Origin of the sequence: Dyadobacter psychrophilus, from assembly GCF_900167945.1 — a bacterium.
GTDB classification, from domain to species: Bacteria; Bacteroidota; Bacteroidia; order Cytophagales; family Spirosomataceae; genus Dyadobacter; species Dyadobacter psychrophilus.
Window position 1 is genome coordinate 1 of record NZ_FUZA01000007.1, and the last position, 25,187, is coordinate 25,187.

Sequence of the window (25,187 nt, forward strand, 5' to 3'; positions counted from 1 at the left end):
ATCAGGTCGGACAACGGACCAGAATTCACCTCGAAGGATTTTGCAATTTGGTGTGCAGCTAGGAATATCGAAACTCGGTTTATCCAACCAGGAAAACCCACGCAGAATGGGTTCATTGAACGGTTTAATAGGCTTTACAGAGAAGCAGTATTGGACGCCTATTTATTTTTCGACCTTGACCAGGTCAGACAATTAACAGCGGAGTGGATCGAAGAGTATAACCAGCGAAGACCTCATGAAGGACTCGGCAATATGACCCCTTTTGAATGGAAAGAATTGCTGCTGAAAAAAGAAATACAACAACAAATGGCTGTCTGAAAAATGGGGTACATACACTTTGAAGACGAGGAATTAATCGCAAAGCGATCAAGAGATTATAGTTTAAAAATATTTCAAAAAGAGAAATTTAATCAACTTCGGAATTTGTATGAGCGAAATTGAAAAGGAGCTGGCATTACAAGAAAAAATTTTATTGGGAATTAAAAAAACTCATGAAAAAGTGGTTGAGTTCAAGAAGCAAAAAGGAACTCCGCTTGTTGTGATGAGGGGCAATGAAATTGTAAAAATTAAGCCTTGGGAGAAGTAACATAAACTTTGAAGGATGCACCAACAAAGTGATGTTCATTGTGTTGATAGTGATTACTCCTTATTGCTTACTATAAATATTCATTTTGACAATGCTATTGTAAAAAACGTGTAGTGAGTCTGAGGAGAGAGAAACACATCGCTATGTTTTTTTTATTTTCTCCAATTCAGAAGTAAAGAGTCCCACTTTCTGACTATCAATAGTTAATTTGAGTACCAAGTCGACATTGCGAGATTGGCTAGGATCGGAAGTCACAATAGCGATTGCATTTTCAACATTAGCCATCGATTTGTCAGGATATGCCCAAATATCGTCAAGAGCTGGAATTAGAAATTCGGACAATAAATTTCTTACTAACAAAAATTCGTGAGGAACCAAAGTTGATCGAATATAAAGTGACCAATCTATCATCATTTTATAAATACGCGCTATTCCACGAGCCGCGTAATACAATCCACTCAGATCAGATGGATTACCTGGCTCTCCGTAAAACTTCATTGCAGCTTCATTTAGCAGAGTATTTAGAGCATCACCCTGATTAGTGCTGGTTTCAAGTCCTATTTCTAACCAGGAAACTAATTCCGCTTTGGATTTGATTACTCTCTCACAGGCTGGTAGCACTAGGAATTCTAAATCTAGCTTAACGTGTTCGTACTTTCGAAGCTCATCTTTCAATACTTGGAGAAAGAATTTTACTTCATAATATTTATTTCTAAGTAGAATAATATTGATGGCTTGAACTGAAATCTTATTGTGAAAATATGGGAGAGCATTCTCCCTATATTTAAGTCTTAAATCTAGCGCAGATTTAAACAAGAAAGATAGTTGATATTTTAGTGTCGCTGTTATTTCTTCTACCGACTCATATGGAAAACACCAATCTCCATTTTTTTCACGAAGCTCCTCTATAAATTCAAAGACCTTTGTTGATTCTACGATTGCCATAAAGTCAGCACCTTTATCAAGTTTCCATTTAGGAAGATTATCAATTAAAATCTTGCTAACAAATATGTAAATTGGGATACCTCGTGTTCTTGCAGATAAGTACTCTTGCTCGGTTATTGACTTGCCAGTCTTTGTGACATATCCGTAGCGACTGCCAACTATTAAGATAAGTATGTCAGCTAAACCCACATTTCGAATACAATTCTCGATTGTGTCGTCACTAGGATCAATGGGAAAGTTGAAGTACTCCGATAAAATCGATTGATGCCCTGCGTCAACAATGAACTGCTGTAAGCTACTTCTGATTTGTACAAGATCTAAACAAGTCGAGCTAACAAAGATTTTTACTTGACTCATAAGTTCGACATTTTTTGTACAGATTTATTCATTTACAGGCATTCTCAAATTAGAGAAAATTAAGTAACTCCACAAAGTACAAGGTATTGACCATTTAAGGAGCGTTATTGGATAGATTATTTGCCAAAATGTATGCTTCCCAACCTCTCACCACTCCAACTCAACCCCCTCCCCAACCAAAAACACCTGAAACCCACCCAACAACTCCTTATCTTCTCTCACTCTTCGCGGAGTAACTTGCTTACCAACAGCAAATTTAACCAACAACCCAACAGCCTCCCCAATGCTCCATTCAACTGGATGCAAACGATAACAGCCATTGGTAATGTGCGTAGTGCCAATATTCTTATTAGCAGGAAGCAGGTTTTCCATGCGTATAGGCAGGAGTGCGCCTAGCGGGATCTGGAATGGAAGCGATGCGAAATCAATGTAGTTGTCGCCGCCGCTGCTGGGGTGCAGGTCGATGTGGTAGTAGCCTACTCCTACGCTGTCAGGGAAGTTGGCGGCTTTTTCTTTGGGGCCTGGGGCGCCGTTGGCGACTGCTATGGCGCGGTTTTCGGCTCCTACGTGTTCTTCTTTGATGGTGAAAAGGGCTTTGATGCGGCGGGATTCGCGGACGTAGGGATATTTGGCCAGACCGTCTTCGGTTCCCATAATGTCTTTGCGGAGGCGGATTTCTGGCCAGCCTTTGCCGCCTTCCGGGCGCGGGGCTTCGGTTTGGAGCCAGTATAGCAGGGATAGACTGAGCTGTTTGGCGCGGTTGAGGTGTTTTTCAAAATCATTTTCGCTGGCTCCGATCAGATTGCCCAGGAAGTAGTCGTTTTGGGGCCAGTTGACGATGGTAATGTCGCCTGCGTAGGTTCCGGGTTCAAAATTGTCTTTGCTGATGATCCGGCGGTAATTCCAGAGGTTCAGCATATCACCCGTTTTGATGCCCGTCGGATTGAATCCGAGCTGCTTTGGCTCTAATGTTTTTGGATTGGAATAAGACAGATCCAGCAGCTTTCCTGACCAGGGTTTTGCCATTTTTGGCATAAAATCCTTCCAGAATGTGTATTCAGCGGGCTTTTCGATTATGTGATTTTCGCCTGGCCGGTAATCGATTGCGAAACAAACGGTGAATGCCTGGTTATTTTCGGGATTGCCTTTTTCGGGTGCGTGGAGCTCGTTGGTTTCGCTTTTGGATTCGGTGCCGGTTACGAACTCGGTTCCGGTTATTGGCAACAAGTCACCAAGTTCTGTGGCGTCTACAAAATAGGGCGCAGAGAGTTTGGAGCGTGTTTTTGTTTTGACATTAACCACTTCCAATGATTGAACCTTGTTACCTTTTACGTCGGCAGCAACGGCTTTATGTTGCATCAACAGCGTCAACTTGCCCGAACTGATGTAGGGCATGAACATATCGTTGAGAACGGCTACCGCTACACGCGGCTCATGGCAGAGGCGCGAAACAGCGCCGTCACCCGGATTCAAATGCTTCCTGCTTTTGGCTTCTTCGGTTAGCGGGTAATGTTTGATATAATATTGTCGGATAGCCGTCCTGAAATCGCGGTAAAGCTGCGTTGCGCCGTGGGTTTCAATCCATTGATGCTCGTCTGGCGGGACGCCCTGCTGCGAAAGCTGGCCGCCGAGCCAGTCGGTTTCTTCGGTCAGGATCACCGATTGGCCATTTCGCAATGCGGCCAGTGCTGCCGCACAACCGCCCAACCCGCCACCGGCAACAACCATATCAGCCTCAAAAAAAAGATTCTTTGCAGGGTCTTTCGACTGCTGCAAAGAATCCGGATTTCTTATTTCATTTTCTTTGTTCGAAAGCAAGCTGCCTCCCAGGGCAATGCTTCCGAGGAAGTTTCTACGCTTCATTTTTTAAACTACTTTCCCCATCACATACACTTCTTCCATTGTTGGGGTCGGGTTACCGCCTTCTTTTTCCAATGTAATAGCGAAAGCGACTGCGCCGGGTTTTGTATTTTTCATTTTAAGGACTCTCCCTGAAAACTCATTATCGATCATGCCAATGTCCACAGGTTTCCCGTCCACAATGCTCCAAAGCTGATATTGCTTGCCGGCAGGCGGTTTTGGCAAATTTTGGATATCCAGTAAAACCTGGTTGGTTGCCGTGTGCCAGAATGCTGAGACAGAGCTTTGCGGTGATTTTTCCAACCCGGCCAAATGCACGGTTTTGTATTCCGGATTGCGGTAAAGGCTGGCTAGCGACTGGGCATAACCAAACTCTTTCTCCATCGTTCCCATTTTGGAGGCCATTTCCTCATTATCCTGCTTCAACCTAGACATTTGCGTAGCCGACCAGCCTGCAAATAGGGCCAGTAAAACGGATGCCGCAATGGCGAGTTTAGCCCAGAACGGCGTCACCACTTTTGTTTCAACGGGATCAAACACATTATCGATAACCCTGGGCTCATCCTGCGCCACGGGGCGAATGGTGCCTGTTACTGCCGTCGGCTGAACATCTACGGCTTCACCTGTGTGCTCTTCAACATTGTTATCTTCTGTTCCCTGAGCGGAATCAAAGTTCATTTTTGCAAAAAGCGACTCTTTCAATGATGCAGGAGGTGGTGTCTGATGTTTCAGTGCATATTCTTCCAATGCGCTTTCAGTCCGTAGCAGCTCTTCTTTTATCTCGGGATAAATATGAGACATACACTCCACTTCCTGTTTTTCCTGAGGAGAAACAGTGCCCAATACATATTCCTCTAATATACCGGACTCTATGTAGGCTTGGATATTCATACTGCAAAGTATTGTTTTAACTCTTGTAATGCTGTCCGGATCCTGGATTTAACAGTTCCCAATGGGATACTCAGCTCTTCGGAAATTTCCTCATGGGTATAGCCCTGGAAATAGGCCATATCTATCAGGATCTTCCTTTCGGGCCGAAGCATGTTCACAATTGCTTTCATCTCCGAACTTGATGTCAGTGAATCTTCATACACGTCCCTTTCGTTCAGGACTGCCTTGTTTTCGATATCATCCATCGCTGGTTTTCTCCCCTCGACTCGCGCGGCATCTATCGCACCGTTCCGTGCAATATTCATGATCCATGTAAACAATCTTCCTTTTTCCGGATTATAAGAAGCGATATTCTTCCAGATTTTTAAGAAAGACTCCTGTAACACATCCGCGGCCCTCTCCTCGTCCCTCAACGTTTTTGAAATGATATTAAACAAAGCGCCTGAGTAATGGTCGTACAGAAATTCAAAAGCTGTTCGCTCGTTTCTCTTTAGAGCTAACACCAATTCCTCTTCCGAGTATTTTAACTTACTAGTCGCCAAGAGTTGCTTAACATTTAATTGTATGTTATGAATTGGCAATCTAACGAAATTTCTGAAGAACCGGTCACCGTTATTGTAAATTATTGCGACCGGGTTAAAGCCATCAAAAACGCTGATCACCTGCGATAAAGGAGGCCTTCCGGCATGGGTATACAATGTGTTGATCATAGTGTGTTTTTTTATTCATATACGAACAACACACAAGAAAAGATCAACGAGGCGCCAACTCTTGCGGAAAGGTCAGGAAAATCACCTATTTCCTTATCTTTTCTATCCTTATATGGGCCAGAAACAGAAACAATGCAATGAGGCTCAATAGATAAATGATGTTTCGGGAATCCACGAGCCCTTTTCCTAACGCCAGGTATTGCTGATCCAGTGCTGCCCAATTAAGCAACTCAGCCACCATTCCTACTCCTGCAAGTTGTGCCAATGCTCCAAAACCTACATACCAAATGAATGCAATGAAGACGCTCACGATGAACGCTACGATCTGATTATCGGTCAAAGATGAGGTCCAGATTCCCATGGAAACGAGTACGCCGCAAAACAGCAGCAGCCCAATGTACGAGCCAAAAACGGCGGCAGAATCAACATTGCCTTCGGGGTTCCCTAACTTATAAACGCTGTAATAATAGATGAGCGTAGGCAAAAGCGTGATCGCCACCAAAACCCAGTTTGCAAAAAATTTACCGAGAACAAGCTCGCTGTTGCGCAACGGTTTGGTCAACAGCAATTCCAATGTGCCGTTCCGCGCTTCCTCGGCAATTGAGCGCATTGTAATGGCGGGGATCAAAAAAAGCAGCACATACGGGGCCAGCTGGAAGAACGAACCCAGATCTGCATAACCATAATCGAGAATATTGGAATCAGGAAAAACCCAGACGATCAGGCCGATCGCAGTCAGGAAAGCGGCCATTACAATGTAGGCGATCAGGGAATTGAAAAAGCTCCCTATTTCCTTTTGAAAAATTGCAAACACATTTAAGAAATTTAAGCGGCAATATGCTTTCAGATTTTATTCAAAAACCGGCTTTTCGCGACGAATAATGGCTGCCACGATCAGTGAAATAACCAGGCCGGTGAGTACATAGCCGAAAACACCGATCGCAAACACAATCCCGGGCGACATGAATTTTTGCGAAAGCTCCATAGCCTGGTCAATTTGCGAATCGTCCATGCCTTTACGCTCCATATCCTCGCGCACTTTGTCCATTCCCTGCGTCAGTAACGTGTTATCAATGAACTGCATATAGAACATGGTGAAGGCAGAACTTAGCAAACCCATCACGGCAGAAACCAATGTGCCCAGTCCCAGTCCTTCGCCATAGGTCATGTAACCATTATTTTTTTCACGAAAATCCTTCATAGCCAAAACAATGGCCACGATCATGAAAACAAACGCCAAAGAGGATAAGATCTTGTTCTGTGACAATCCTGCAATGTTGATAATTGTCGTATAAATCATGATCACCACTGACGCCAGCACGCCGTATTTCAACGCTACACGGGCAGTTGAGGCTTGTTCTTCCATTCTAAAGGTTGTTTAGGTAAGGCAATTTCCTGGTAATCAAATTTAAGGTTTATTATGAAACACACCGTAGTCCTGCTTTCTGAAAATAAGCGAAATGACGAGGATCGGGATGATGGCCATCACCGTTTTCTTACTCACCTCGTCCATAATGATCTCCGAACGCTGCATGCTGCCTACGCCATTGTACATTTTGGTAAACTCAGCTTCCCCAATGTTCTTCACCAGCTCCGCTTTGCCTTCAAGCATTAATGCCTTCATTTCGGCAAGATAATCGGTGAAAACGGATGGATCTGCGTAAGTAACAAAAAAGTAAATCAGCCACCCTGCTATCAGTGCGCCAAACGTGTTCACCACATAACCGATAGTCAGTGCTTCCCACAAATGCAAAAATCCATTGCCGACATATTTGCGGAAATACCAGCAAGCGCCGGCGATCAAAATAATATGTATGCCAAAATCGAGGATCTTGTTATTTCCCAATGGCACAATGTCCATGAAGTAAAGTCCCAGAAAAAAAAGAAAAACAAGCACCCCGGTGATCAATCCAAATATCAGGGAGACTTTTAAAAGGGGTTTGTTAAAATATGCGATAATCGATTTCATAAATACCATTCCTGTTTTCCGTTATTGACAACGCCTCTCACTTTTCCACGCAGCTCTTGTCCCAGAAATGGTGTATTTTTTGATTTCGAAAAGCTTTTATTAAATGTCCAGTTTGTGTCCTTTTCAAAGAAAGTCAGGTTGGCCAATGCGCCTTCTTCCAATAAAGGATCTTGTAATCTTAAAATACGTCGCGGTCCGGTAGTGAACTTCCCGATAATGTCTTGCAAGGCTAATCCGCTATGCATTAATGCCACCGAAAAAGCCGTTTCCAGGCCAGTCATACCAAAATCCGCATGATCGAATTCCAGGTTTTTACTTTCCTCGTCGTGCGGATTGTGATCAGAAACAATGGCGTCGATCGTTCCATCGGCGAGTGCTTCCCGAATGGCCTTTACATCTTCCGCCGAGCGGAATGGCGGGTTCACTTTCAGATTTGTATCAAAGTCGATCAGATCGCTGTCTGTGAATGCAACCTGGTGCGCGGCTATGTCACACGAAACAGGCAAACCATTCTTTTTCGCTTCCCGGATAAGTTCTACGGCTCTTTTTGTAGAGATCAATGAGACATGCAATGCCGGGGAATCAGACTTGTACATGCTCTTTTCGAGCGCATACCCGAGTAATTTAAGGTCCCGGTTAAGCATCATTTCCTCGGCCAGCGAAGGAATCCCTTTCATGCCGATCAAAGTGCTTGTTAAGCCTTCGTGCATCTGCCCGTAGAGTGTCAGTTGCCTGTCTTCCGGGCGGTTCATCAGCAGCGCATTGAGCGGTTGCAAGTATAATATGGTTTTCAAAAACAAATCGGCATTCTGCACGGGATGCTCGCCATCCGTAAATGCTATGGCGCCGGCTTCATGCAGATCGATCATTTCGGTAAAATCTACACCTTCGGCTTTGCGGGTTACCGCGGCTGCCACGTGCAGTTTTACCAGCCCGCCACTGCCCGACTGACGAATGTAGTTCAATGTATCCTTGCTATGCACAACCGGCTCGGTGTTGGGAAGCAACACAATTTCCGTAAAGCCTCCATGCGCCGCTGCGGCGCGGACTGATGTCAAATCTTCTTTATGCTCGAAGCCGGGATCACGGGATGCTACGCGCATATCCACCCATCCAGCAGACACGCACAAGCCATCCGCCTCTATCACTTCCGCATCCCCTCCGTCAAGCTTATCCCCTATTGATTTAATGTTTTTGCCTTCAATCAGAATGTCCTTAACCTGTCCGTTGAACGGAGATTTTTTGTCAATGATCTGAACTGAACGAATTAATAATTTCATATGCGTATTTCAAAACAAAAAAAAAGCTCCAAACGGAGCTTCAACCTAATATCAGGCACCTATAAACTTTTCGTATTCTTCTGCGGACATTAAACCACTCTCATCATCAGGATCGGATAAACTGATTTTCACCATCCAACCGCGTCCGTAAGGATCTGTATTAACGAGTTCAGGTTCGCCATCCAGTTCTTCGTTCACTTCCAGCACAGTTCCGGCAACAGGAATAAACAAATCAGAAACTGTCTTAACCGCCTCAACCGACCCAAAAACCTCTCCTTTTCCAAGGGCATCTCCCACCGTATTGATATCGACGTACACAATGTCACCCAATTCATTCTGTGCATGGTCCGTAATGCCGATGGTCGCTATATCGCCATCGATGCGAATCCATTCGTGATCCTCTGTATACTTAAGTTCTGACGGGAAATTCATGATTTGATCAGGTAAGTTGTAAACATCTTTAGTAACGCAAATTACAGGATGTCGGCCGTATTTTCCAAATCAAAAAGCTATTCAGCTAAATTGAATTTTAGCTGCACGCCCCCCGAAGTGCTTGCACGGTAGAAGGAATTGGAAACCAACGGATCATTAAATGTCCTGTCGAAATAAAACTGAACACTCAAACGGTTGTTAACCATGTAATTCACCGTTGGACGGAGCTGGAAGTTAATGTTACCCGCAATCGGGATGTTCTCCCCGTCAAACTTCCGCTGTATGGATCTCGTATCGCGGAAAGTAAGTCCCAGCTGCATGGTCATATCATTCTTCAGCTTCTTCTTAACACCATTGATTTTAAACGGAATGGCCACATTGTTTTTGGTAAAACCAATGTTCACCGTCACATCCTGATTGAACAGTTCCGCCATTTGCGAATTGGACAAGTTCAATGCAATGGTGCGGTCGCGGTTATATTCAATGCGTGCGGTAACCCTGCTCTGCGTCCTGAATTCCACACCAACAAGCGGCTGGAATTTCTCAGACAATGTGATCGTGCTCATGGAGAACACCGGAATGTATTGACCTAACTCGTTCAACCGCGATGACAGCGGATATCCCGTAACAGACAAATTCACATAAAGTGCTTCGTAATCCAGTGAAGAGGTAAAATTTCCGACACTGTATTGCGACATGTATTTATGCCTTAATGTAAACGAGCTGAAAAGACGTTTGAAACCCGCCAATTGCGAAAGTCCATTATAACTCAGATCCCAGTTTGGCATCGGGAATTTCAGGAAGGGGTTTGTCCGAACTGTCGCCGGATCTTTGCCCGTGTAGGCCGCAAAGAAGGACGAGATCAAAACGTCCTGGGAAGTCTCGTTATATTCTCCACCGCTTTCATTCTCTGCATTCAACCTATCCCTCAAAATCGCACGGTAAGCCCTGAATTTATCAAAAACCGGCGAAGAGTTATCCCGCTTCATTTTCGCAAAAGCCGTCCGGAAGGATAAGAACGACATACTGAACTGCCCATTTCGCAACGGACTCTGTGACACAAACTCGCCGGACGCATCGGGCCTGTAAAACTCCTGGTAAGCATCCTGTCTCGTAAGCCGCGCTTCAATGATCAGCCTGAAATCCTTAAACGGTTCCAATGTGGTGTTGGCAGAAAAATTCTTCGCAATGGTCTGTTGGAACGGCATATTCTGCTGTTCGCTTTTTGTAATCCAGCCTTTTTTAGCCGCCTTAATCTGGAAATTCCGATCCTGCTGTCCCAGCACAAATGGCAGTCCGGGTGCATTGGTGTTGTCAATTCCAAAATATTTCGGTGCGCGCAGGTAACCCGGAAGCGCCGTTGTTTCCTGAATCGAATAACTCACATTAATCCCCCGAACGGTCATCAAAGCACGCGTTACGCTTTTCAGAATGTCCGTTGTGCGCATATCAATTTCCTCAATATCACCCGGGCTTCTTGCAAAATTCTTACGTCCTGCCGAGGGTGTGTTGGCAAATTTCAGATAACGCAATTTGTTATAAAGCAGCACAAAATCCACCTTACCCGTAATTCCGCGTTCCTTGCTGTTACGGATAATGTCCCCGAAAGGCAGCCCTAATGTGTCTTTTAGTCCAAAAGCATTGGCCTGATATTGATAGGCGACGGAATGCTTATAATCGGCCGTCATCCAGTCTACAAGCGGGATTTTGTCTAATGGCAATCGGTAAGTAAGGTCAATTTTCTGGTCAAAATTCTTCATCCTGCCCAGCTTCTTGAAATTGGTCCAGAGTGAATCTTTTTTCTCTGCAGAATTAATGTCACCCATTGGCTCGTCAATGATCGAGTTGGCCGTTGAGTTGTAGCTCAATGTCATGTTCCGGGTCAGGTTCCAGCTCAGGTCATAGTAACGGTTGAACCAGAAATATTTTTCAAACAATGGCTGAATTCCATCCGTGGTCAGATCAGCATTACGCAGCTGTGTTTTCAGGAACCGGCGATCAACATCCGTGCGAAGGGACACCATGTTCGGCAGCAATGTAAGGTTTACATCTTTGATAATATCCGCCCAGCGACTGGTTGCTTTCCAGTTTTTGAATGGCTCCATCGGCTTCGGCTGACTGCTGTATACGTAAGAAATGCCTCCCCGGTAATTGCGTTGTGCATATTCCTGCGTAAGAATGTTCCTCCGCTTATCGTCGCTGAATGCGTAAGTAAAGGAGAAGTTTTCAAAATCATAAAAGTGATTTTTGGCGCCCGGCTTGGTTTTTATCTTCCGTACATTGGAAAAGTTAATCCCTCTTTTGACAGCATTTTCTTCCACCATACGCCGGTAACCATCCCGTTCCTCGTCCGATTGCAGATTCCCCAGCGACGTTTCCAATGGCGTATCCGGGTCGAGCGGATTGAAATGCGGCTTTACATTATGCCGGTCATAGCTCAAAAATAACGGAATGCTGAATCCCCAGCTTGCCGGCAAAAGCTTGTCCAATGCAATGTTCGTTGAGACGCCATATTCCGTTGTAAAATTACGGGAACGCTCGCCGATGCGCTGCTGCACACTTCCAAACCCGAATGTTTCAAGTCTTCCGGAAGCGGTTAATGTTGCAAAATCAGCCAATTTCGCATTCAGTTGGGCAATGGCCGCAATCCCTCCTGTGTCATCAAATCCTTCCACGTGCATTTCATCCACCCAGATACAGAAGCTTTTCGCGCTTTCGTCCTGGGATTTTGGGTTCCGCATCCCGATCATCATCACCCGCACCGAACTCAGGTCGGGATTACCAACGACTGTGAGCTTGTATTTTCCGTCCGCAGTCGTGATCGTGTAAGGCACGCTCAGATTGCGGTCAAGCTGGCGGTTGCGTTGCGCTTTGGCTTCGATCAGGTCGGCCAATGCAATGTTCAATTCATTTTCTTCCGGCCAAACATCCCGGTCGGCATCCTGACCCGGCAATGTTGCCCGCAGACCGGAAAGATCTATCTCGTAGTAATTTTGGGTAAGGTCTGTTCCGAGGCGCATAAATGCGCCCACCATACGGTCCTCATTCAGCTCATTCTGCATATGCACATACATGCGCAGTCTTTTACGGAACAATAGATCCAGGTTCACATTCTTAAACACCGCCCTTGAATCGCCGTCGCGGAGGTCTGTAACGCACATGCTCATGGATTGCTCGTTCAGCAAAAGCGGAGGACGCTGTGTGTTGTCCTGATCGCGTATCCAGCCCGGTGGAATTTGGTAAACATATTTGTTAGTGCTGCTTTTATCCGAGGTGCCATTTTCTTCAATACTAACCGTCCCAACCGTGAACTTTGCATCATACGGCTCAGGAACTTCCTGTAAACCAGGCGCATCAAGGTTTGACGTGTATTTTCTGTATTGCTGGCCCACCATTTGCAACTGGGCAAAACGAAGGACAACAGGCTGCTGAAAATCAGTAAGATACATCCGCATGAAACGAATTGACTTAAAGCCGTTCATATTGCCGACGACCCCTGAAAACTCCTTGATCGGAACGCGGAAAAGATACCAGCTCTGGCCATCGGCGGTGTTAACCGTTTTATCCACAATGTATCCGTTCCCAACAGCCAGCTGGTTCGGTTTCAGGTCCAGTTCATATTCGTAATAGGACTCGTTGTCGTTGATTGTGTTATCCACATTCATGTCTTCCCCGTCGGGCACATTGGTCGAAGCAGGCGTTACCGCGGCATTTCTGCCCAGGCTTTCGGGAGAATTGTTCTCCATGCCAATGTAATTTTTGTAGCGCTGCAACACTTTCTGATCCGCACTGTCCAGGCTCGCGCCCAGGAAAAACTGAAAATCGTCACCCGAAGGGTCACTCAGGATCCGTTCTCTTGCTTCCTGAGTAAGGTTAGCAGGAAGGCGATCAATGAATCTTTTGAAAAAAGTACGCTCTTCATCATTACTCAATCCATCCAGACCAACATCCTGCCGCTCCCGCGCACCGGATTCGTTACTGAATGCATTGATCAGATATTGCGACTTTGTGACATAACCCCATGCGGTAGAATCGACATTAACACCAACTTGCCTTGGGACAATAGGAAGCCCGTTTTCAAAATTGTAACGCTCGTCGGGGATCACGTCTTCTGAAATATCACCCAGGTTGAAAACCAGTTTTCCGCCGGTCGTATTGGGCTTATTCTCAGTTCCGTCCCTAACCGCGCCTAACTTGGCATCATTAATAAAAGGATCCAGCATCCAGAATTCGATGCTTTCAATGTTGGCATTATCAAAGTCATTATCAGAAGTAATAGCCCGGCTGATCGCTCCAAAATTCTGTCTCGGGTTTTTCAAACGGCCATCCGGTGACAGATCGGCATTGTAATTGTACATGCCTCGCTCGCTTGGATAGTAGGCAATGTCAAGGACATTTTGAGGATAGGAAACAAGCCCTGCAATGGCGCGTCTCGGGAAAATTTCATTGGGTAGATAAAGTCTTTCGTAATAATATTTACGATCGTCGTCATCAAAATTCCCCGGCGGATCGTAGCCACCGCCGCCAAGCCCTTGCGCGCCTCCGAAGATGTTATCGACCGTGTAAGCAGATATTTTTGCGCGCTTATAAGCATAATCCAATGTTTTGCCATCCGTTCCTTGCCTGAACTTCGGCGGAACACCCGCTAAGCGCCACTTTTGGGGTTGCCTGGAAAGGTCATAAATCGTTCTTGTAGCCTCAAAATCATCTACTAACGACCGGTTATTAACGTCTTTTGAAACGCCTGGGAGCAGTTTTGCAAACTCACCTTTGAACTGAATGCTTGACATTTCCTTGGTCTGTATCAAAGGCAATGCATCCAGCCATTTGGTCAGGAAAGGAACGTCTTTTCTGAAATTGATATCAAAACCGAGCATTGTGTTATTAACCGGCTCATTTCCAATAGAAACCCTGGACAGAAACCCAGCCGGGCGTTCCCTATACTTCATAATGGTGGCACCAATGCTCATATCTCGGCTCACCATATAATCCAGACGTGTTCCCAGCAAGGAACGAATCTGATTCTGGAACATATCGGGACGTTCATACTCAATAACAATTTCCCGGCCGGAGTTCATCACACTGCTGTTCAATATCCGGACACGCCCGATTTGTGCTTCAACAATGTAATCGGAACCTGGTGAAAGCGGAACGCCTCCGGAAGTAACGGTTACGGAAGTTTCCAGCACACCAAATGGCAGCTGAACTTCTGCCCCGCCGCTCGACTGGTAAGAACCCTTGATGAAGAATTTATTGCGCTCAGAAATCTGCTGCGCATCGATCATGGTTGTTGAATAAAGCTCCTGGAATACATACTTATTCCTGAACTGCTCTTCACCGGCCCCAAATTTCCTTGAAAGATTACTTCCAAATGGTTCAAGCACGGGAAAAATGATACGGCCCGACTTGCTATCGACCGTTATTCCATCCACGAAATCGAAGTTTCCGTCGGGTTGGAGGTCATTTACAGGGTTTAGCCTATCTAAGCCCGCCAAACGAATCAAGGGAATGTTGGCAATGTTGCTTTCCTGCAAATTCGGGTTATCAATTCCCGTTTGGTCATCTTTATAAATAATGCGTAATTGAAAGCCCTGCTTATCCATCTGGCTGGTTCCCAACGAATAAACGTTTTTCATCATCAGGTTCCACATCGGAAGTTTTGTGTTGTTCCGGATGGTGGATGATTTCAGCAATTTCAATGCGATAACCTCATTATCCCTGCGCGCCTGGTAATCTTCCGTTAGCTCTCCTACTTTGAATGATCTTCCATTCAAAGTATACTCATAAGAAACGGCCAGCACTTCATCATTCCGCAATGCATTGGTCAAAGAAATGTAACCGAGCTGTGGATGAAACGAATAATCACGGTCGGCAATCAGTCTTTTTGCACCACGCAATAATTCGTAATCAACCGTCCTTTCCAATCCAAGGCTGGTGATAGCACTGTTCGTATTATCTACCTGACGGAAAGATTCGTTAGAGGTCAGCGATTTGTACAAACCATTGGCTGCATTGTCAGCAGGCGAAGTAGCACGGATTGGCTGTAAACTTGGGTTGGCCGCTTTGTATGGTGCCGGTTCGCCCAAGTCCGCGAAACCGACAACATTTCTGAGTGATTCTGTTGTGGTTGTGCGGTTGGTAACATACACCTCCATACGCGTGACCGTCACACCCGAGGTGATCGTGGGCGTATTTTGCAACGACTTTTCGTAAATGTTCCTGAAATATTGGGACAGGAAAAAGTTGCGGTTTTCGTCATAAGTGTCAGCACGCAACTCAAAGTCCCTGCTTTGTGCGCCGCCCCTTAAAACGATCCTTTCCTTGCTCGATTTTTGCTGTGAGGCAACAAATGTGGCACTAAGTCTTCCGAACTGGAAATCTGTTTTCAAACCAAACAAATTCTGAACACCGGGAATCAGCTGGCTGTTAATGGCCCAGTTAATGTTACCTGCTTCAATTTTCCGGATAAAACTTTCTTCCGGATTTTTATAGTTTAATTTTATTGCATTCTCAAAGTTGAAATTGGCCTTCGTATCAAAGTTGGTCTGGAAGCCCAGCTGATCGCCTAACCGCGCATCAAAGTTTATGCTAATCTGCTCATTGAAAATAAATTGCGTATTTCTTCTCTGCCGGATCGGAATGGCAGGATTATCCAGAAATTGGTGCATTAAGCCTAAATCCAGCGATACGAAACCGGTGGGCTTGAAATTGATGAAATCGTCTCCTAACAACTTGGAAAGACCGGGCGGAATGTCCAGTTTTGGCAAGAGTCCTCTCGAACCCATGGCGCTTTTCCCATCCTGCCTGCCCGCATATTCACGAAGCAAACTTTTGAATGCCCTGTCTTCCTGAATTTTGTCATAGGTTGAAAGATCCATCCGTTCCGGTGCGCGGTAATTGAAACTACCGGCAGGAGTTTGGATGCTTTCGGAAACAGCAACTTTACCCGCGCTATCCAGTTGAATAGACACATTTGCCGGGTCACGAAGGTAGAATGGGGAACGGGGACGTGGTTCAGCAACGCGGTTGGAATAAAAATCTTTCCATCGCATAATAAGCTGACTACCAGACCTGTCTATTTTCTTTTTGGAAGTATCTTCTCTTACAGTATCGGCAATAATCGCCCACTCCTGCGCCTGCCCGGAATAAGGTTCATTCATATCAACGGATACGTTGGCTAACAGAACAGCGCCTGTTGATATGCTTATCGCCTTAAAAAGAAAGGAGTAAATCGTTGATGACAAGGTATTATACTTATTTAGAGAAGGTTGCAGCTACAATCAAATCCATCAAAACGACTTTACTATCGTAAATTTTTTTATCAAATACCATTACAGTTCCGTTATCGAAGTGCCAGTTTTATCAGATTCTCAACGGTGATCGCTTGACCTTCACGCTTGATGATCGCGTCGAGGCTTTTTTCCGCAGTGGCCTTAGGAATTCCCAAAGTAACCAGTGCGGCCAGTGCCTCGCTTTTCACGGTGCCGGAAGGACTGTCTATGGATCTTGGGCCGGTAGACACCAGATCTTCCTTGCGGATTTTATCCCTCAATTCAAGTATAACGCGTTGAGCAGTTTTGGAACCGATGCCTTTGATGGATTGGATCAATCGCAGGTCTTCATCAATGATTCCTTGCCGTATTTCTGATGAAGAAAGCGACGACAGCATGACCAGAGCCGTTGACGGGCCTACGCCCGAAATGCCGATCAAGTCCAGGAAGAGCTTTTTTTCATCATTTCCCCAAAAACCGTATAGTATGTGGGCGTCTTCCCGTATATTCAGGAACGTTACAAGCTTGCAACGTTCGCCCAGTTCGGGCAGTGAAGTATAGGTTTGTAAAGAAATCCGAACTTCGTAACCCAATCCGTTTACATCAATAATGGCATAAGCCGGATCTTTGTAGACTACAGTTCCGTTAACGTAGGCAATCATATAAATAGTATGTGTAATTGATGCTTGTTCACTAGCTGGAAATAATCAATTTTTGGCCAGGTTTGATGGCATTTCCTCTGATCCTGTTTTTCTTTTTTAACTGTCCGATTTCCAATCCGTAACGTTGTGATATAATCCAAAGGGTATCTCCTTTTTGAACTGTGTGGTAACGCTTTTTAGTATGTCTGTCGTTTCTAACAATTTCTTTCTTAACTGCCTGAGTTGAATTTACAGCAACCCTTGTCGAGCGAACCGGTTCTTTAACTTCTTTCAGAATAACCAGGCGCTGGCCCCTGTTAATGCTGTTGCGGCGCAGGTGATTCCATCTTTTCAACTCAGAAACCGACACCCTGTATTTTTTAGAGATCGAATTTAAATTCTCTCCTCTTCTAACGGTGTGTGTAGCTCTTTTTGTACGTGTCTTTTGTAAAACTATTTCGTCACGCCCCTCGTCAAGATCTTCATCGTATTCAGACGTTGATTCCTGGCTAACCATCGCATAAGGGAATGCAGGGTTTTTGCCCATGGAATCCAAAGCTGCACTATCCAGTTTTGCTACCAGCACATTCGGCTGCAAAAGCAGTCTGCGCGTGCAGGAGTCCATAATAGAATTTCGGTTGCTGACCAGGTAAGTGTACTGCATGCTAGGCACTTTGAGCACAAAATCCCGGGTCTGGTCTGGTAAAGAAGTCTTGGTAATCTGGGGATTTAACTTTTTAATATCTTCAAAATCAATGCTGCTGTTTTTGCAGAATGCCAGCAGGTCAATGTAGCCATTGATGTGAATGGTGTCGTTAGGGATCTGGAACTCGGTTTGAGCCGGATAAATTCCATGGTCATTGCCATAGTTCATCATATAGTTCATCGCTACATACTGCGGCACATATGAGCGGGTTTCGCGCGGAAGAACATTATAGATTGTCCAGAAAGTGGTTCCGCGTGAGCGGCGCATGGCGCGTTTCACATTACCCGGGCCTGTGTTGTAAGAAGCCAGTGCAAGCTCCCAATCACCAAAAATGTTGTAAAGTTGTTTCAGGTAACGGCATGCTGCTTCTGTTGCTTTTACCGGCTCGAAACGCTCGTCAATGTATTTATCCTGATATAAACCAAACTCACGGCCGGTTGCTGGCATAAACTGCCACAGACCGCCTGCTCTTGCATGAGAAATAACCGTCGGATTAAGCCCCGATTCGATCATTGACAGATATTTCAACTCTGTCGGCAAGCCGTGCTTGGCCAGTGTTTTTTCAAAAATGGGGAAGTAGAGCGGCATCTTCTCCATCATTGTCTGAGTGAATTCTGCCTTTTTATAAATAAAATACTCTACAAACTCATGGGAGGTTTTGTGGTAAGTAAGGGGAATTGACTTTTCGAGCTTAGCGAAACGTTCTTTCAAAAGCTCTCCGGAAATAGCCGGTGTGTTGCCAAATTCTTCAACGGCAGGCAAGGCGGGGATCGCCATTTCTTCTGCTGCTAATATTTTCTCCAGTGTATCCTGCTCGAACGCTAACTTCTCTTGTGGAATAATTGCCATAGCCGGCACAGTTCCTAATCCTACACACACGGCTCCGAGCCACAATACTTTTTTCGAAATCCTCATCAATAAATGTTTTTTGAAGGTTAATCAATTCCCGGTTTTCAATGGCTACTACTTGTAAATGAACTCCTTACAAATAAAATTTCCTTGTTAAGATTTCCATCGTTCTGAAAATCTGCCTGATGAACTAGAATAATCTCTAATACATTTTACGCTAAACTCACAAAAATTACGCTTCGGAATAACATTCAAAAACCGCCTGTCATTCCGGCACGATTATTTACTATGTAACTTGAGGGTAAATACAAACATCGTTTAAAAACACCGGAAGAAAAAAAATGCGATCGCATTTTTTCCTGATCCTCAATGATTTGTATTCAATATAGCGGCCGACTTTCTGTTCAATTCTGTTAAATATTGAGCAAATGCCAGCATTTTTAGCTCACCAAAATAAGGAGCCATTATCTGAATTCCAATAGGCATCCCGTTTTCATCAGATCCGTTAGGCACCGCCACAGCCGGATTTCCCACCACATTTGCCTGCACTGTGAAAATATCAGCCAGATACATTTGCAACGGATCTTCCGTCTTTTCCCCGATTGTAAAAGCGGTAGTTGGCGTTACCGGTGAAATAAGGAAGTCAAACTGCTCAAAAAACCGGCTTGTTTCCTCTTGCACTAATCTTCTAACGCGCTGCGCTTTGGTATAGTATGCATCATAATAATTTGCGCTCAGAACAAAAGTCCCCAGCAGTATTCTTCTCCTCACTTCATTGCCGAAAGCTTCGGTGCGGGTCTTTTTGTATAAACTCTCCAAATCCGATGCTTCGGCACTTCTGTGGCCATAACGGACACCGTCGAAGCGGGATAAATTGGAACTTGCCTCAGCAGTAGTCAATATATAATAAGTAGGAAGCAGCGAATCCACCAAAGGAATTTCCACTGGCGTAACTTCATGTCCTTCCGCCCGTAAACGGTTAAGCAAATCAGAAGTCTGTTGCCGAATGTCGGGCGCTATCGCTTCACTTTCAACACTTTCACGAATATATCCGATCCTGGCTTTGCCTGACCATTCCAGGTTTCTGGAATAAGCTGGCACTTCATTCACAGAAACTGTGCTGTCGAAATTGTCAGCTCCGGCCATAATTTCGATGAGCAAAGCAGCATCTGCAACGCTCTTTGTAATCGGGCCAATGCAGTCAAATGATGATGCGTAGGCAATCAAGCCATATCTTGAAATCCTGCCATAGGATGGTTTCACACCAATAACTCCACAAAAAGCCGCAGGCTGACGCACGGAACCGCCCGTGTCGCTGCCCAGAGAAGCATGGCACAAGCCCGCTTGCACTGCAACTGCGGAACCACCGGAAGATCCGCCCGGCACTTTGGTAGGATCAGCGGCATTCAGCACAGGACCGAATGAAGAATTCTCATTGGACGAACCCATTGCGAATTCATCACAATTCTGACGTCCGATGACAATGGCATCTTCATCCAGCAACCGCTGAACAGCCGTAGCATTAAATGGTGCCTGGTAATTTTTTAGAATTTGACTTCCGGCCTGCAAACCGTGTCCTTTATGCGAAAGCACATCTTTGAGCCCGATAACCAGTCCGGCCAACCTTCCGGCAGTCCCGTTGGTTATTTTCTCATCAACCGCGATGGCCGCTTCCCTGGCTTCGTCTGCATAAACTTCAACGAATGCATTCAGGTGTTGATTAGACTCTATATTCTGTAAATAATGACTTACTAACTTGACGCATGTCAAATCGCCTCCACGCAAATCTTCCTGAATCTCGGCCAGCGTCAGATACTCTTTCAATGTAATTCTTTTGTGGGGTTGTAAATAAAGAATCAGAGCCATTAAGTATACCCTTAAAGGCTCTGTTATAACTTCGATAAGATGGAAGCGCTATTTGGGGTCTTCCATACTTTTTTCAATATTTTCCTTAACGTCTTTAGTAGCGTTCTTGAACTCATTGATACCTTGCCCCAAACCGCGCATCAACTCAGGAATTTTCTTCGCACCGAAGAAAAGTAAAACGAACAAGGCAACCAAAAAGATTTCTTGTCCACCTAATCCCATAAATGCCAAAACGGTTACTGATTCCATGTCTGTTTCTTTTTTAATGTTTACAAAAATAAAAATTCTTTTCTACAGAAACTACTAAACGGTTCTGTTTTATCCTATGTTAATTGTTTTTTCACTCTTTTCCCACTGGCTGAATTTTGCAATATCGCTACCCATTGTTTTGATCAGCCAGACAATCAAAGCTACGTCATCCGTGATACCAATTCCCGGCAGAAAGTCCGGAATCAGGTCAATTGGCGATACAAAATAAATCAAAACGGCGACGATCGAAATAAGACTTTTCCATGGTAAGCCCTTATATTCTCCGGAAGCGTAGGCTCTCACCATTCGGATCAGCAGCTGAACGCTGGTGGTCACTTCGGCCAGGTTTTCTTTGAATCCTACCCGGTTCATTTTGCCCATTACATCCTTCGCCAACTCAAACAGCCGTGCCGAGCTCTGCACATACCGGCCAGCCTTCCCTGTTGCCTTTCTGAAAAAAATTGACTTCAAAATCCTTGATATCATTGACTCGTTATTCATTATATATAGCAAGAAAAAGTGGTTTATAATGCCGATATAACTATTAAGATACGCAAAAAATTGCATTTTGGATCGAGCCCAAGACTTTTCAGGCAAAAAATCACATTACGCTTGGTTTAAACAAATTATGTGTCCTACTTTTAGGAGAAAATTTAAAAAGCATTAATTTCTATACAATTAACCATATTTCTTTATGAAGATTACTGTTGTGGGTGCAGGCGCCGTTGGTGCAACTACTGCCGATAATATTATTCGTCGTGAGTTGGCTGAGGAGGTCGTTTTACTGGATATAAAGGAAGGCGTAAGCGAAGGAAAATCGCTGGATATGTACCAGACAGCAGCTTTGCTGGGCTTCAATACCAAGCCCGTAGGCTCAACCAATGACTATGAAAAAACCAAGGGTTCCGATGTGGTCGTGATCACTTCGGGCTTGCCACGTAAGCCTGGTATGACGCGAGAGGAACTGATCGGGATCAATGCAGGAATCGTGAAAGGTGTTACTGAAAATATTCTTAAATATTCCCCTGATGCCATCATTATCGTTGTTTCCAACCCTATGGATACAATGACTTACCTGGCGCTGAAAGAATCCGGCATAGCAAAAGAAAAACTGATCGGCATGGGCGGTGCTTTGGATAGTGCACGTTTCAAAACCTACCTTGCCCTGGCTATGAACGCATCTCCGCTGGATATTCACGGAATGGTGATAGGCGGCCACGGTGATACAACCATGATCCCATTGACCAGACTGGCAACTTATAACGGTCTTCCGGTAAGCAATTTCCTTTCCACAGACGAACTGGAAAAAGTAGCGGCAGACACGATGGTAGGCGGCGCAACTTTAACGAAACTGATCGGAACTTCGGCTTGGTATGCGCCGGGTGCGGCAACTTTGCTTTTGGTTGAAAGCATCGTCCGCGACCAGAAACGCATTGTTCCATGCAGCGTTTATCTGGATGGCGAATATGGCCAAAATGATATTTGTATGGGTGTTCCGGTTGTGTTGGGAAGAAAAGGCTGGGAAAAGATCATTCAACTTGAATTAACGGATTCAGAAAAAGCTGCTTTTGAAAAATCGGCAGAGGCTGTTAGGTCTATGAATGGCGCGTTGAGCCTGTAAATTAGATTCAAACTTTTGGTGAGAACCCGCCCGGAAATTCCGGGCGGGTTTTTTATTTTAATTTGTTTGTGACGTGGCATGAAAATGTACGTATAGACTAAAAACCATTCATCATTTAAACACATTACTATGAAGATTATTTTAGTTGTACTCACCAGTCTGTTGATGTCGCTTGCCGCTCTTTCTCAGGGCATTAAAGGCAAAATTTCAGACGAAAAAACCAGCTCGGGGCTGCCGGGCGTTTCAATACTTGTTCAGGGAACGAACAACGGAACGGTTACCGACGCGAATGGAGACTTTTCTTTAAATGTTGCCGAAGGCTCCTACAACATTGTGGTTTCATTTATAGGATACACACCAAAAATTATCCCGGCAAATGTTCGGGCCGGAGAAACCCTCACCCTGAATGAATCCCTTGCCGAATCATCAGAAATTTTAAGCGAAATAGTCGTTACCGGTTCCCGAAGTGGCGGCCGGTCCCGCATCGATTCCCCCGTTCCGGTAGACATTATCCCGGTGTCCCAGATCACGAACAATGTCGGGCAGGTGGACATTAACCAAATCCTTACTTACATTGCCCCATCTTTCCAATCGTCCCGCCAGACTATTTCAGACGGCTCCGACCACATTGACCCTGCCCAGTTAAGAGGGCTTGGCCCGGATCAGGTTTTGGTGTTGGTCAATGGAAAAAGAAGGCATCAATCATCGCTCGTTAATGTAAACGGAACCGTGAACCGTGGAACCGTGGGAACAGACCTTAACGCAATTCCAGCCACAGCGGTTGACAAAATTGAAATTCTGCGGGATGGCGCGGCAGCACAATACGGCTCCGATGCCATCGCCGGCGTGATCAACATTATTCTCAAAACCAGAGCCGGATTGAGCGGCAATGTTTCTTATGGGCAAAATGTGACCAGCTATGACAAAAATTACATCCTTAATAGTGGTGCGGACGAATCTGTAAATGTCTCGGACGGTGGAACAGCGCAAGTTGGCATTAATTATGGTTTGAAAATCGGCGATAAAGGATTTGTCAACATTACGGGCGAATATGTGAACCGCGAAGCAACGAACAGAACGGGTACTTACACCGGGCAAATTTTCCCGGCAGTTAATGGTAACGTAATTGACGACCAGGTTATGGGCGAAAGAGGTCTTGATCGCAACACATTTGATATGCGGATCGGGAACTCTAAAGTGAAAGGTGGTGGCGTTGTTTTGAATGCCAACATTCCGGTCTCTGCCAAATTGGACGTTTATGCTTTTGGAGGATATAACAACAAGAAAGGCAATGCTGCTGGTTTTTACAGATATCCCAATGGCATTCCGGCGGTGGTTCGTGACAATGTTTTCGCGGTTTATCCCAATGGTTTTTTACCAGAAATTAATAGCGATGTGACGGACATTTCCGCATCAGCTGGTTTTCGCGGCACAATTGGACAATGGAAGTTTGACCTGAGCAACACTTTTGGTAAAAATGATTTTGATTACGAAATCTCAAATTCTGTAAACTATACACAGGCCGTCACGACGAACAACTTTCAAACTCGGTTCAAAGCGGGTGGCAATGCTTTTTCGCAAAACACGATTAATCTTGATTTTGGCAGAAAATTCGATGTTTTATATGGCCTTAATGTAGCGCTTGGAGCAGAACAGCGGACAGATAAATACACAATTACGGCCGGAGAAGAAGCTTCATATAAAAATTACGACGTGGCTGCGGGCGTGGCCGCAGGCGCGCAGGTGTTCTCGGGCTTTTTTCCGCAAAATGCCGGATCACATTCCAGGAGCAGCGTAGCCGGATACATTGACCTGGAACAAGACATTACCAAAGCCTGGGTGCTGAGCGCAGCATTGCGCTTTGAAAATTACTCCGATTTTGGGAATACATTAAACTACAAAGTTTCCACGCGTTATAAAATCACCGACCGCATAGCGCTGCGTGCATCGGCCAGCACCGGTTTCCGAGCCCCGTCGCTGCAACAGAAATATTATGCAAAAACGAATACACTGTTTGTTACGCAAAACGGTCAGCAAGTGGCACAGGAAAGCGGGACTTTTACGAATGACAGCAGACCGGCAGAAATTTTGGGCATTCCCAAGTTGAAACAGGAAACTTCGCAAAGCTTCACAGTAGGTACAACCATTCAGCTCAATAATGCTTTTGAACTGACCGTTGATGCATATCAGATTGACATTGACGACCGCATTGTATTGACCAATAATTTCAGTGATGGAGGAAACGCTGCATTGAAAGCACAACTCGCGGCGGCCAATGCAACAACGGCAAATTTTTTCTCGAATGCCGTGGATACCAGATCCCGCGGTCTCGAAGGTGTTTTGTCTTACAACACCAAAGTCGGCCAGAATCAGTCATTAAGAGCTGTTTTGGCAGGAACATTTATTCAAAACAAGGTTAAAAAAGACGCAAGCGGCAAGCCGATTATCCATGCTTCCGAGATTCTGGAACAAACCGGCCAGGTGAACACTTACTTTAACCGGGAGGATTTGAGCCGTTTTGAGATCGCCAGTCCGAAAAACAAGCAAAGCCTGACCATCAATTATAAGGCTGGAAAATTCGGGATAATGTTACGCGGCGTTCGTTTTGGCGAGGTAGCTTACTGGGATCCAACCATTGACCCAACCAAGCCGGACACCTGGCCTGTCAACACCCTAACGGGGCAGAAAGAGACTTTGGATCAGACTTTTGATGCAAAAATTGTTACCGATGTTGCAATCAATTATGACCTTGTGAAGGGATTTAATCTTTCCATCGGGGCCAATAATGTGTTTGACGTGTATCAGGAAAAACACAACCATTCGGGTAATGTTAGCCTGGGGCGGTTTGTCTATTCCCGTCGTGTGCAGCAAATGGGCGTGAATGGCCGCTATATTTTTGCGCGTGTGAATTTCATTTTTTAGGAATGTAATTTTTTCGTCATCTTAAGATGACG

General features: G+C 45.1%; 19 protein-coding genes. 4 read left to right on the forward strand and 15 right to left on the reverse strand.

Translation table 11 applies throughout. The features are described 5' to 3' along the window. The coding region (locus tag B5X68_RS21805) for an integrase core domain-containing protein (RefSeq protein WP_141110380.1) at nt 1-318 on the forward strand (318 nt) is incomplete at its 5' end. A gap of 109 nt (nt 319-427) precedes the next feature. Next, nucleotides 428-586, forward strand: coding sequence for a hypothetical protein (locus B5X68_RS28990; protein ID WP_170916704.1), 159 nt, complete (start codon nt 428-430; stop codon nt 584-586). 141 nt (nt 587-727) lie between these two features. Here the strand turns inward: B5X68_RS28990 and B5X68_RS21810 are convergent, their stop codons facing one another. The 15 genes from B5X68_RS21810 to B5X68_RS21880 form a co-directional block, all read right to left on the reverse strand. Beyond that, nucleotides 728-1,888, reverse strand: a complete 1,161-nt coding sequence (locus tag B5X68_RS21810) for a DUF4062 domain-containing protein (protein WP_082216905.1) — start codon at nt 1,886-1,888, stop codon at nt 728-730. Nucleotides 1,889-2,035: 147 nt separating this feature from the next. Next, nucleotides 2,036-3,751: an FAD-dependent oxidoreductase gene (locus B5X68_RS21815; RefSeq protein WP_082216906.1), complete on the reverse strand. Its 1,716-nt coding sequence runs from the start codon at nt 3,749-3,751 to the stop codon at nt 2,036-2,038. Between the two features lie 3 nt (nt 3,752-3,754). Next, on the reverse strand, nt 3,755-4,639 hold the full coding sequence (locus B5X68_RS21820; RefSeq protein WP_082216907.1) for an anti-sigma factor: 885 nt from the start codon (nt 4,637-4,639) through the stop codon (nt 3,755-3,757). Then, nucleotides 4,636-5,349: an RNA polymerase sigma factor gene (locus tag B5X68_RS21825; RefSeq protein WP_310588654.1), complete on the reverse strand. Its 714-nt coding sequence runs from the start codon at nt 5,347-5,349 to the stop codon at nt 4,636-4,638. Before B5X68_RS21825 ends, B5X68_RS21820 begins: the two co-directional genes overlap by 4 nt. An 85-nt stretch (nt 5,350-5,434) precedes the next feature. Then, a complete protein-coding gene (gene gldF / locus B5X68_RS21830) occupies nt 5,435-6,163 on the reverse strand; it encodes a gliding motility-associated ABC transporter permease subunit GldF (RefSeq protein WP_082216908.1) in 729 nt (242 codons plus the stop codon). A 36-nt stretch (nt 6,164-6,199) separates the two neighbouring features. Continuing rightward, complete coding sequence (locus B5X68_RS21835; protein WP_082216909.1) at nt 6,200-6,715, reverse strand: DUF4199 domain-containing protein; 516 nt, start codon at nt 6,713-6,715, stop codon at nt 6,200-6,202. A gap of 42 nt (nt 6,716-6,757) precedes the next feature. Beyond that, on the reverse strand, nt 6,758-7,318 hold the full coding sequence (locus B5X68_RS21840) for a DUF4199 domain-containing protein (protein WP_082216910.1): 561 nt from the start codon (nt 7,316-7,318) through the stop codon (nt 6,758-6,760). Then, nucleotides 7,315-8,598: a dihydroorotase gene (locus B5X68_RS21845; protein WP_082216911.1), complete on the reverse strand. Its 1,284-nt coding sequence runs from the start codon at nt 8,596-8,598 to the stop codon at nt 7,315-7,317. Before B5X68_RS21845 ends, B5X68_RS21840 begins: the two co-directional genes overlap by 4 nt. Nucleotides 8,599-8,649: 51 nt before the next feature. Continuing rightward, nucleotides 8,650-9,030 carry a glycine cleavage system protein GcvH gene (gene gcvH / locus B5X68_RS21850; RefSeq protein WP_082216912.1) on the reverse strand — a complete coding sequence of 127 codons (381 nt, stop codon included), beginning with the start codon at nt 9,028-9,030 and terminating at the stop codon, nt 8,650-8,652. Between the two features lie 77 nt (nt 9,031-9,107). Then, entirely contained in the window at nt 9,108-16,190 is a 7,083-nt protein-coding gene (gene sov, locus B5X68_RS21855) for a T9SS outer membrane translocon Sov/SprA (protein WP_229208520.1), read from the reverse strand. 182 nt (nt 16,191-16,372) lie between these two features. Continuing rightward, entirely contained in the window at nt 16,373-16,963 is a 591-nt protein-coding gene (gene ruvA, locus B5X68_RS21860) for a Holliday junction branch migration protein RuvA (protein WP_082216914.1), read from the reverse strand. A gap of 31 nt (nt 16,964-16,994) precedes the next feature. Beyond that, nucleotides 16,995-18,563 carry a lytic transglycosylase domain-containing protein gene (locus B5X68_RS21865; protein ID WP_229208521.1) on the reverse strand — a complete coding sequence of 523 codons (1,569 nt, stop codon included), beginning with the start codon at nt 18,561-18,563 and terminating at the stop codon, nt 16,995-16,997. 300 nt (nt 18,564-18,863) lie between these two features. Beyond that, nucleotides 18,864-20,321, reverse strand: coding sequence for an Asp-tRNA(Asn)/Glu-tRNA(Gln) amidotransferase subunit GatA (gene gatA / locus B5X68_RS21870; protein WP_082217181.1), 1,458 nt, complete (start codon nt 20,319-20,321; stop codon nt 18,864-18,866). 90 nt (nt 20,322-20,411) lie between these two features. Beyond that, entirely contained in the window at nt 20,412-20,612 is a 201-nt protein-coding gene (locus B5X68_RS21875; RefSeq protein WP_026631334.1) for a Sec-independent protein translocase subunit TatA/TatB, read from the reverse strand. Nucleotides 20,613-20,681: 69 nt separating this feature from the next. Further along, complete coding sequence (locus B5X68_RS21880) at nt 20,682-21,098, reverse strand: YkvA family protein (RefSeq protein ID WP_082216915.1); 417 nt, start codon at nt 21,096-21,098, stop codon at nt 20,682-20,684. Between the two features lie 208 nt (nt 21,099-21,306). Here B5X68_RS21880 and mdh point away from each other — a divergent pair, with 208 nt between their 5' ends. Continuing rightward, a complete protein-coding gene (gene mdh, locus B5X68_RS21885) occupies nt 21,307-22,233 on the forward strand; it encodes a malate dehydrogenase (RefSeq protein ID WP_082216916.1) in 927 nt (308 codons plus the stop codon). Between the two features lie 129 nt (nt 22,234-22,362). After that, nucleotides 22,363-25,155 carry a TonB-dependent receptor gene (locus tag B5X68_RS21890; RefSeq protein ID WP_229208522.1) on the forward strand — a complete coding sequence of 931 codons (2,793 nt, stop codon included), beginning with the start codon at nt 22,363-22,365 and terminating at the stop codon, nt 25,153-25,155. The last annotated feature ends 32 nt before the right edge of the window (nt 25,156-25,187 follow it).